We start from the raw sequence: 10,526 nt of genomic DNA, 5'->3' as shown, positions 1-10,526 counted from the left end.
GCCGCGGGCGCCGTATATCAGGGTCGGCCGCAGCACGGTCCAGGCCCTGCCGCGCCCCTCGGCAGCGTGGGCTCGCGCCTGCTCCGCCGCCCGCACGCGTGCGGCGACCTCGCGTTCGTGCGGGTCGGTGGAGGCCTGCTTGCTTTCGATGCTCATCGAACCGATCGCGACGACGCGCGCCGCCCCGAGTGGCGTGGGCGCGTTCCAGCGCGCGCACCCATCCAGCGGACCCCAGCTGTAGACCACCTCGAGCGCGGGCAGCGGCGGCCGCCCCCCGTCGAGGTCGGCGGCAATCCAGTGCAGGCGTGCCGATGCGGACGCGTGCGGCGTGCGGCTCACGGCGAGCACGTCGCCGGCGGCGGCGAGGCGCGGCAGCAGGAAACGGCCGACCGCACCGCTCGCGCCCAGTACCAGCGCAACCATCGCCTCAGGACGCGAGCGTGTGTTCGTCCGCGACGGGCTCCGCCGGCGGCGGCGCGGCGGATACCGCGGCGGGCGCGGCATCGGCCGGCGGAATGCGCAGGGCGCGCGCGTAGTCGGCGAGCACGTCGATCTCGCCGAGGCCGCCGTCGAGCGGACCCTTGGCCAGGTGCAGCGGGCTCTTCTGCAGTGCGGCGCGCGCTTCGAACAGCTTGCGCCGCGCGCCTTCGACGTGGCTCATGAGCTGGTCGAGCGTCGCCTTGTCGGCGCCGAAGATCATCTCGACCGGCTGCAGGCAGTACTGCACGGCAGCATCGAACTGGCGCACGCGTTCGCGGTAATCGACGATCTGCGCATCGAGGTCCTCGAGGTGCGCGCGCGCCGAACCGAGTGGCGCGTCGAGGCGGTTGGCGACGGCGACGAGCGCGTCGTGCGCGGCGGCATGCGCGACGCTGTCCGAGGGAGCGCCGTTGCGCGCCTCGTCGAGCTCGTTCTCGAGATCGATCTTCTCGTACAGGAGCTCATGGCTGCGCCCGCGCTCGGCGCGCAGGGCGCGCATCAGCCATGCGGCGACGCCGGCCGCGATCACCGCCACCACCCAACCGAGCCATGCCATTCCGACCTCCCACCGCGCCCGCAGCGCGGGGCTGGCGCATTATGGCCGCAGTTTTCGCCGCCGTCGCTAGCGCCGCCGGCCGGGCGCCGCCACGAAAACGCACGCGGGGCGTGCGAAGATGGCGCCGCAAGCCATCGGAGACGGCACATGATTGCGCGCATCTGGCGGGGCATCACGCTGGCCGAACGGGCGGATGCCTACGTCGCCCATCTCGCGGACACCCTGCTCAAGGACGTCGCCGCGACGCCGGGCAACCGCGGCATCACGGTCTTGCGGCGCCTGCAGGGCGAGCACAGCGAGATCGTGCTGATCTCGCTGTGGGATTCGATGGACGCCGTCCGCGCGTTCGCCGGCGAGAACCCGGAGCGCTCGGTCTACTATCCCGAAGACGAGGACTACCTGCTCGAGATGGAGCCGCTCGTGCGCCACTACGACGTGGTCGACACGGCCGGGCCGGACGCTCCCGGGCGCGGCGCCGGGCGCCGGGCGCGCTGACGGCGGCCACCGCCACGCCTGCTAGACTCCCCCGCTTGCGCCGGTCGCGACGACCGGCCCGGACCGACCTTGCTGGGGAGTAAGCCGATGTCCATGCTGCGCGCCTGTTGCGCCCTGCTGCTGCCGTTCTCGCTCGCCGCCGCGCGGGAGCCGGCTCAAGTCCTGCGGCCCGAAATGGCCGCGCAGCTCGCGGCCCGACCGTCCGCGCCGCATGCGCTCGCGCCGAGGCACGCGACACCGTGCGTCGACGGCATGGCGGGCATCTATCCGTGCTCGAACATCGACCTGCTCGCGTTCGTCCCGCTCGGCGAGTTCTCCGCCAGCAGCACGAACAGCCTGTGGGGCTGGACCGACAGCGACGGCACCGAGTACGCGCTGGTCGGCGCCGACAACGGCACCGTGTTCTACCGCCTCGACGACCCGACCCATCCGGTGTACCTCGGCAAGCTGCCGACCCACGCGGGCACGGGGAGTTCGATCTGGCGCGACGTGCGCGTCTATCACGACCACGCGTTCGTGGTCAGCGACAACAATCCCGGTCACGGCATGCAGGTGTTCGACCTCACCACGCTGCGCGGCGTGACGACGACACCGCAGACGTTCGCCGAGACCGCGTGGTACGGCGCCTTCGGCAGCAGCCACACGATTTCGATCAACGAGGACACCGGCTTCGCCTACGTGCCCGGCAGCAATCTCACCTGCCCCGGCGATTCCCACAGCGGCGGCCTGCAGATGCTCGACATCAGCACGCCCGATGAACCGGTCTTCGCCGGCTGCGTCGGCGACGCGGGCTACACGCACGAATCGCAATGCTGGGTGTATGCAGGCCCGGACACGGCGCACGTCGGCAAGGAGATCTGCGTCGACTCCAACGGCCCGACGCGCAAGGTCGCGATCGTGGACGTCACCGACAAGAGCGCGCCGGCGACCCTGTCCTCGGTCACCTACACCGGCTCCGCCTACCCGCACCAGGGCTGGCTCACCGACGATCATCGTTACCTGCTCGTCGATGACGAGCTCGACGAGAGCAACTTCGGCCACGCCGCGCGCACCTACGTCTTCGACGTGTCCGACCTCGACGCGCCGGTGCTGGTCGGTTACCACGACAGTCCGCTCGACGTCATCGACCACAACCTGTACGTGCACGGCCAGTACGTCTACCAGTCCAACTACGAAGCCGGTGTGCGCATCCTGCGCATGGACAACCTGTCCGCCGCCCAGCTCACCGAGGTGGCGTACTTCGACACGTATCCGGCGAGCGACCATGCGCAGTTCAACGGCAGCTGGAACAACTATCGATTCCCGGGCAGCGGCCACGTGATCGCCACCGGCATCGACGAAGGCTTCTTCGTGCTCGAACCGCACCTGTGCACCGCGCCGGCGACGCCGACGCTCGCGGCGACGCCCAATGGCGACCATCGCATCGACCTCGCGTGGAGCGGTTCGGCTCCGGATGCGAACTACCGCGTCGAGCGAGCGCAGGGCGGCTGCGGCGGCCACTTCGAGACGATCGCCGAGCAACTCGCGGCGAGCAGCTGGTCCGACACGAGCGCCTCGGGCGCGGTCACCTACGGCTATCGCGTCGTCGCGATCGACGCGACCGGCGGCTGCGCCGCGCCGGCTTCGACCTGCGTGGAAGCGCAGACGAGCGGCAGCTGCACCGCGCCGCCGCTGTTCGCGGGCATCGCCACGGCGGCGAATGCGGGCGCCGCGCAATGCCGCGTCGATCTCGCGTGGGCCGGCGCGCAGCCGGCCTGCGGCGGGCCTGCGTCGTACTCGGTGTATCGCTCGGAAGAGGCGGACTTCGTCCCGGACATCGCGCATCGCATCGCGACGGACATCGGCGCACTCACCTGGGCCGACGACGTGGTCGCAGGCGGCGCGCCGCAGTACTACATCGTGCGTGCGAGCGACTCGGCCAATGGCAGCGAGGAGGGCAACCTCGTGCGCCTTTCGGCCACGCCGACCGGACCGAACCACGACGGCACGTTCGAATCGGGCGCCGAGCCCGGCGATCCGCTGTTCGAGGCGGAGGGCGTCGGCGCGCCGAGCCGCACGCCCGGCCAGATCGAGCACGCCGGCTGGCACATGTCGACCGCGCGCAAGCACGGTGGTACACAGAGCTTCTGGTCGACCGCCGCCAACAACCTCTGCGTCACGCTCGTCACGCCGCCACTCGACCTCAGCGCGGGCACCTCGCCGCAGCTGTCGTTCTGGACCGCATGGGACATCGAGCAGGGCTGGGACGGCGGCGTGGTCGAGATCTCGACCAACGGCGGCACGAGCTGGACGCGGCTCACGCCGGAGGGCGGCTACCCGGGCACGATCACCGATGGCGGCACCCTGTGCGGCGTCGCCACCGGATCGGGTGCGTTCACCGGCACGGGGCAGCTCGGCTTCACCCAGCGCCAGGTCGACCTCAGCGCGTACGCCGGCCAGAACGTGAAACTGCGCTGGCTCTACCGCACCGACACCGCGCAGACCGGCGAGGGCTGGTTCGTCGACGACATCGCGCTCACCCACGCGCAGGTGCCGGGTACCTGCGAGATCGGCGGCGACACGATCTTCGCCAACGGCTTCGACGCGGCCGCGCGCTGAGCATCGCGGCGCCGCTTGGGGGCTGCGCCCGGGGTGGGCTGCGGGAACTATCGCCGGTACCTGCTCTCTGAGAAGCGCAGCGGCGCCGCCCGGCGCCGCCTTCAGGAGGGAGTGCGATGTTGCGGAGAACCCTGCTCGCGCTGGCGCTCGTCGCCGGCACCATGTCCGTCGCCGGTGCGCAGCCGCTCAGCGACATCCATGCGCCGAAGGTCACGATGTATGCGACCGCCACCTGCGGCTACTGCGCGAAGGCGCGCACCTGGTTCACCGAGCACGACGTGCAATGGGAAGAACGCGACATCGAGAAATCCGCGTCCGCCGCCGCGGAATGGAAAGCCGCGGGCGGCGTCGGCACGCCGCTGATCCTGATCGGCGAGGCGAAGATCAACGGCTTCGACGAAGCGAAGATCGGCGCGGAACTCGCGAAGTACGCGGCCAAGCGGAGCTGACCTGCGCCCTTGAGGGGGGACCTGTCTGCGCCGGTCGGCACACCTCGCAGCTCCGTTCGCGCTGAGCGCAGCCCGCGAAGCGGGCGAAGTCGAAGCGCCCGCCCGACCGTGACGCCACCGGGACGGCCCTTCGACATCCTGCCTGCTGCCTGCGCTCAGGGCGAACGGAGGGGCAAGCGCAGCCTCGGCCCCTCACCCTGCCCTACAAGAGCATCGCGACTGAACGTCGCTCCCACAGGCAAAGCTGCGCGCTGGGCCACTTTTCGGCCCTCGGCCCTCAGCCCTTCTTCTTGGGCAGATAAAGATCCGTGATCGTCCCCTCGTAGACCTCGGCCGCCATGCCGACCGACTCCGACAAGGTCGGGTGGGGATGCACGGTGAGGCCGATGTCGGCGGCTTCGCAGCCCATCTCGATCGCCAGCGCGATCTCGGCGATGAGGTCGCCCGCAGTCGGCGCGACGATGCCGCCGCCGACGACACGATGCGTCGCCTCGTCGAACAGCAGCTTGGTGAAGCCTTCGGTGCGGCCGATGCCGACCGCGCGACCGGATGCCGCGTGCGGGAACTTGCCGACGCCGACCTTGATGCCCTGCTTCTTGGCTTCGGTCTCGGTGAGGCCCACCCAGGCGATCTCGGGATCGGTGTAGGCGACCGACGGGATCACGCGCGCGACGAATTCGCTCTTCTCGCCCGCGGCGACTTCGGCTGCGACCTTGCCTTCGTGGGTCGCCTTGTGCGCGAGCATCGGCTGGCCGACGAGGTCGCCGATCGCGAAGATGTGCGGCACGTTCGTGCGCATCTGTCGGTCGACCGGAATGAAGCCGCGCTCGCCGACGACGACGCCGGCCTTCTCCGCGCCGATCTTCGCGCCGTTCGGCGAGCGGCCGATCGCGACGAGCACACGGTCGTAGAGCTGCGGCTCCGGCGCTTTCTCGCCTTCGAACGTCGCCTTGAGCCCTGTCTTCCCGGCTTCGATCTTCGCGACCTTCACCTTGAGGTGCACGCCCGCGTAGCGCTTGGACAAGCGCTGCTGCAGCGGGCGCACGAGGTCGGGATCGGCGCCCGGCATGAGCTGGTCCATGAGTTCGACCACGGTGACTTCGCTGCCGAGCGCGTCGTAGACGCAGGCCATCTCGAGGCCGATGATGCCGCCGCCGACGACGAGCAGCTTCTTCGGCACGTCGCCGAGCAGCAGCGCGTCGGTCGAATCCATCATGCGCGGGTCGTCCCATGGGAAGCCCGGCAGTTTCACCGCCTGCGAACCCGCGGCGATGATCGCCTTCTCGAAGCGCACGAGCTTCGTGCCGTCCTTGCCGGCGACTTCGATCTCGTTCGGCGACACGAACATGCCGGTGCCTTCGACGACGCGCACCTTGCGCTGCTTCGACATGCCGTCGAGGCCCTTGACCATCTGCGCGACGACCTTGTCCTTGTACGCGCGCAGCCTGTCGAGATCGAGCTTCGGTTCGCCGAACGCGATGCCGTAGTCGGCCGCATGCGCGGCTTCGTCGATCACGCGCGCCGCATGCAGCAGCGCCTTCGACGGGATGCAACCGACATTGAGGCAGACGCCACCGAGCGACGCGTAACGCTCGACGAGCACGGTGTCCTGGCCGAGGTCGGCGGCGCGGAATGCGGCCGTATAGCCGCCCGGACCGGAACCGAGCACGACGACTTGGCATTCGACGTCGGCCTTGCGGCCGCTTGCTGCAGCCGCCTTCGGCGCCGCGATCGGAGCGCCAGTTGCTTCCCCTCTCCCGCTGATGGGAGAGGATTGGGGTGCGGGTGCTTCCTGCGACGACTTGGCATTCTTCCCCTCACCCGCGCTGCGCGCGGCCTCTCCCGCAGGCGGGAGAGGCGAAGGCGACGCGGCGCCGCCATCGGCTTCGATGACCGCGACGACGGTGCCCTCGGCGACTTCGTCGTTGAGCTTGACGCGCACTTCCCTGACCACGCCGGCGACGCTCGACGGCACTTCCATCGTCGCCTTGTCCGATTCGAGCGTGACGAGGCCCTGGTCCTTGGCGACCGTGTCGCCCGGCTTGACCAGGATTTCGATCACCGGCACGCCACTGAAGTTGCCGATGTCGGGGACTTTGACTTCGATCGTGTTGGTCATGTCGTCGGCCTCAGAGCAGCACGCGGCGCATATCCGCCAGCACCTGGCCGAGATAGGTCGTGAAGCGCGCCGCCGAGGCGCCGTCGATGACGCGGTGGTCGTAGCTCAGCGACAGCGGCAGCATCAGGCGCGGCACGAACGCAGTACCGTCCCAGTGCGGCTTGGTCGACGTCTTCGACACGCCGAGGATCGCCACTTCCGGCGCATTGACGATCGGCGTGAACGCAGTGCCGCCGATGCCGCCGAGCGAGGAGATCGAGAAGCAGCCGCCCGACATGTCGGCCGGGCCGAGCTTGCCGTCGCGCGCCTTCTTCGCGAGCTCGCCGGTTTCCTGCGCGATCTCGATCACGCCTTTCCGGTCGGCATCCTTCAGCACCGGCACGACGAGGCCGTTCGGCGTATCCGCGGCGAAACCGATGTGGAAGTATTTCTTCAGCACGAGGTTCTCGCCGCCCGCGTCGAGCGAAGCGTTGAAATCGGGGTACTTCTTCAGCGCGGCGACCACCGCCTTGATGAGGAACGCGAGCATGGTCAGCTTGATGCCGGCCTTCTCGTTTTCCTTGTTGAGCGCGACGCGCAGCGCTTCCAGATCGGTGACGTCGGCTTCGTCGTGCTGCGTGACGTGCGGGATCATCGCCCAGTTGCGCGCGAGGTTCGCGCCCGAGATCTTCTTGATCTTCGACAGCGCCTTCGTCTCGATCGCGCCGAACCTGGCGAAGTCGACCTGCGGCCACGGCAGCAGGATGAGCCAGCCGCCACCGCCGCCCGCCGCCGCGCGCGGTGCACCGCCCGCGAGCGCGGCCTTGACGTAGTTCTGCACGTCCTCCTTCGAGATGCGGCCCTTGCGCTCGCTGCCCTTGACGTGCGCGAGGTCGACGCCGAGTTCGCGCGCGAACAGGCGCACGGCCGGGCTCGCATACGGGACCTGGTCCGGCATCACCGCGCTCGCATCGAACGGGACCGGCGGCGTGCGCGGCGAACCCGCATCGCCGGCCGGGGCCGCCACGGCCGGCGCCTGCGTCGCCGGTTCGCTCTTAGCGGCGGCGGGTGCCGGCGCCGCCGCAGCAGGTGCCGGCGAGGGGGCACCCGCGGCCTTCGGCGCTTCCGCGGCCGGCTTCGCCGCGCCCGCGTCGGCGGCTTCGACGAGCGCGACGACGGTGCCTTCCGAAATCTCGTCGCCGACCTTGACCTTGATCTCGCGCACGACGCCGTCGAACGGCGCCGGCACTTCCATCGTCGCCTTGTCCGATTCGAGCGTGACCAGGCCCTGGTCGCGCGTCACCGTGTCGCCGACCTTCACCAGGACTTCGATGACGGGGACGTTGGTGTAGTTGCCGATGTCCGGCACCTTCGCTTCCTGGACGGCCATGCTTGCTCCGGATCGTGAGGCAGGACGACAAGTTTCGCCGATTTCGAGGGTTGCCGTCATGCACACCGGCCGGCGGCGCGCGCGCAGGTAGAATCCGCCGGCCCTCGCGCCGACCGGAGACACCATGTACATCCTTTACTACTCCCCCGGCACCGCCAGCATGGCCGTGCACCAGGCATTGCTCGAAATCGGCGCGCCGCACGAACTGCGCAAGCTCGACCTCGATGCGAAGGCGCACAAGAGCGCCGAATACCTGCGCCTGAATCCGAACGGCACCGTGCCGACGCTGATCGTCGACGGGGCACCCGTGTACGAGTGCGCGGCACTGCTCCTGCTGCTCGCCGAGCGGCACCCGGAAAACGCGCTCGCGCCGCCGGCCGGTGACGCGCGGCGCGCGACGTACCTGCAGTGGATGGTGCACTTCGCCAATACGCTGCAGCCGGCATATCGCCAATGGTTCTATCCGCAGGATTTCGCGCCCGCCGAGCACGAGAAGGAATCGAAGGAGTTCGCGCGCCGCCGCATCGAGGCGACCTGGGACCGCCTCGAGGCGCATCTCGCGGAGAACGGACCGCATGTGCTCGGCGATGCGTTCGGCATCGTCGACCTCTACGCGACGATGCTCATGCGCTGGTCGCGCAACATGCCCAAGCCCGCGACGAGCTGGCCGCATGTCGCCGCGCTAGCGCAGCGCGTGAAGGCGCGGCCGAGCTGGAAGCGCCTGTACGACGTCGAGGGCCCGACCGAGTGGGCCTGATCGCATAGGACTGATCGCGTGGGCGGTACGCACGAACGCGCGTGCCGCCATTCCATCCGTGCCGCCAGGCAGCACTCGCGGTCGAACGTGCCGCGTCGCCCGCGGCGCCCGTACTGCCCTATGTGGCGATGCAGACGCGGTTGCGGCCGCCCTGCTTGGCACGATAGAGCTCGGCATCGGCCGCGCGCAGCAGGTCGGCGACGGTGGCCGCTTCCGCGCTCCAGCCGGCGACGCCGATGCTCACGGTCACGTTGCGCACGCCGGCTTGGTCGCCGAGGTCGAGTGTGGCGATCGAATCGCACAGCCGCTGCGCGAATGCACCCGCATCGGCGACGCCCTGCTCGGGCAGCATCGCGGCGAACTCCTCCCCGCCGATGCGCGCGACGAGGATCTCGCCGTGCGCGAGCGCCTGCAGCGCGACGGCGACCTGCTTGAGCACGATGTCGCCGGCGGGATGGCCGTAGCGATCGTTGATCGACTTGAAATGGTCGAGGTCGATGATTAGCAGCGAGAGCGCGCGGCGGTGGCTCGCGCTGCGCGCGAGTTCGCGCTCGAGCAGTTCGAGGAAATGCCGGCGGTTGTACAGGCCGGTCAGGGGATCCATCGTCGCGAGCTGGTAGATCTCGTCGTGGTAGCGCGCCTCGACCGACGAGCGCTCCATGAATTTGAGAACGCAGCTGCCGATCGAGACATGGTCGCCGTCCTTGAGCTCGGCCTCGATGATCGGCTGGTCGTTGAGCAGCGTCTTGTTGGTCGAGTCGAGGTCCTTGATGCGGTAGCCGTTCGGCTCCTTCCAGATGCGCGCGTGCTGGCGCGAGACGCTGCGCTCCATGATCTGGAAGTCGCATTCGGGCGCGCGGCCGAGGGTGACGACCTGTTCGCCGACGTCGATGCGCTGGCCAAGGCGTTGGCCCTGCAGCACGACGAGGCAGGCGGCCGAGCCGCTGCGCGCCTCGAAGCCGCGTGCCGGGCGGATCGTGCGTCGCTGGGTGGTGCTGGAATCGTTGTGGCGGGAAGTCATGCGGGTCCGCTGCAGGCGCCGTCGCCGCAGGCGAGTTTACGCGACTCTCCGGCGCCATGGCGCTGGCAATCGGCCCGGCGCTCACTACACTGCGCGCACGGCGATCCGGACGGGGCGGACATGCACGGCGACGAAACCAACGCTGACGACGCCACCGAGTTCATCGGCCGGGCTCCCGCGACCGGCTCGGCCGATGCGCTCGAGCCCGGCATGCAGCTCGGTCCCTACCTCATCCGTTCCGTGCTCGGCGAAGGCGGCATGGGCCGCGTCTATCTCGCCGAGCAGCTGCGCCCGGTCCACCGCGACGTCGCCCTCAAGCTCATCCGCGAGCAGGTCGCCAGCCCCCTCGCCCGCGCCTACTTCGACGTCGAGCGCCAGGCGCTCGCGCAGATGCAGCACCCCGCGATCGCCCAGGTGTTCGACGCCGGCACCACCGAGCAGGGTTATCCCTACCTCGCGATGGAAGTCGTCGAGGGCGTGCCGATCACGCGCTTCTGCCGTGACCAGCAGCTCGACCGCGATGCACGCCTCGCCCTGTTCGCACGCGTCTGCCACGGCGTCCAGCACGCGCACCAGAAAGGCATCATCCACCGCGACCTCAAGCCCGCCAACGTGCTCGTGCGCCGCGTCGACGGCACGCCGATGCCGAAGATCATCGACTTCGGCATCGCCATCGGCGGCA

General features: G+C 69.7%; 9 protein-coding genes and 1 pseudogene. 5 read left to right on the top strand and 5 right to left on the bottom strand.

Features of this window, described 5'->3' with window-relative positions; all coding sequences use genetic code 11:
* Together ACTHK2_RS02210 and ACTHK2_RS02205 are read right to left on the bottom strand one after the other, a co-directional pair.
* Positions 1–423 (bottom strand): annotated as a pseudogene (locus ACTHK2_RS02210) (hypothetical protein); the annotation flags it as partial.
* Positions 424–427: 4 nt separating this feature from the next.
* Positions 428–1,036, bottom strand: a complete 609-nt coding sequence (locus ACTHK2_RS02205; RefSeq protein ID WP_440244060.1) for a hypothetical protein — start codon at positions 1,034–1,036, stop codon at positions 428–430.
* 147 nt (positions 1,037–1,183) lie between these two features.
* Here ACTHK2_RS02205 and ACTHK2_RS02200 point away from each other — a divergent pair, with 147 nt between their 5' ends.
* The 3 genes from ACTHK2_RS02200 to ACTHK2_RS02190 all read left to right on the top strand — a co-directional run bounded on the left by ACTHK2_RS02200 (position 1,184) and on the right by ACTHK2_RS02190 (position 4,578).
* Positions 1,184–1,531 carry an antibiotic biosynthesis monooxygenase family protein gene (locus tag ACTHK2_RS02200; RefSeq protein ID WP_440244059.1) on the top strand — a complete coding sequence of 116 codons (348 nt, stop codon included), beginning with the start codon at positions 1,184–1,186 and terminating at the stop codon, positions 1,529–1,531.
* 87 nt (positions 1,532–1,618) lie between these two features.
* Positions 1,619–4,129 (top strand): choice-of-anchor B family protein, encoded by a 2,511-nt coding sequence (locus tag ACTHK2_RS02195; protein WP_440244058.1) that lies wholly within the window; start codon positions 1,619–1,621, stop codon positions 4,127–4,129.
* Positions 4,130–4,245: 116 nt separating this feature from the next.
* Entirely contained in the window at positions 4,246–4,578 is a 333-nt protein-coding gene (locus ACTHK2_RS02190) for a glutaredoxin family protein (RefSeq protein WP_440244057.1), read from the top strand.
* A gap of 277 nt (positions 4,579–4,855) precedes the next feature.
* Here the strand turns inward: ACTHK2_RS02190 and lpdA are convergent, their stop codons facing one another.
* Positions 4,856–6,697: a dihydrolipoyl dehydrogenase gene (gene lpdA, locus ACTHK2_RS02185; RefSeq protein WP_440244056.1), complete on the bottom strand. Its 1,842-nt coding sequence runs from the start codon at positions 6,695–6,697 to the stop codon at positions 4,856–4,858.
* Positions 6,698–6,707: 10 nt separating this feature from the next.
* Entirely contained in the window at positions 6,708–8,066 is a 1,359-nt protein-coding gene (gene aceF, locus ACTHK2_RS02180; protein WP_440244055.1) for a dihydrolipoyllysine-residue acetyltransferase, read from the bottom strand.
* A 124-nt stretch (positions 8,067–8,190) separates the two neighbouring features.
* On the opposite strand from aceF, the gene ACTHK2_RS02175 reads away from it, so the two are divergent.
* Positions 8,191–8,823 (top strand): glutathione S-transferase family protein, encoded by a 633-nt coding sequence (locus tag ACTHK2_RS02175; RefSeq protein ID WP_440244054.1) that lies wholly within the window; start codon positions 8,191–8,193, stop codon positions 8,821–8,823.
* 118 nt (positions 8,824–8,941) lie between these two features.
* Here the strand turns inward: ACTHK2_RS02175 and ACTHK2_RS02170 are convergent, their stop codons facing one another.
* Entirely contained in the window at positions 8,942–9,844 is a 903-nt protein-coding gene (locus ACTHK2_RS02170; RefSeq protein WP_440244053.1) for a diguanylate cyclase, read from the bottom strand.
* 120 nt (positions 9,845–9,964) lie between these two features.
* Between ACTHK2_RS02170 and ACTHK2_RS02165 the strand changes: the two genes are divergently transcribed.
* On the top strand, positions 9,965–10,526 hold a 562-nt coding region (locus ACTHK2_RS02165; RefSeq protein WP_440244052.1), incomplete at its 3' end, for a serine/threonine protein kinase.

It is taken from the genome of Dokdonella sp., assembly GCF_051958935.1.
In the GTDB taxonomy this organism is placed as follows: Bacteria; Pseudomonadota; Gammaproteobacteria; order Xanthomonadales; family Rhodanobacteraceae; genus Dokdonella_A.
This window is presented reverse-complemented; position numbering and strand designations above follow the sequence as displayed.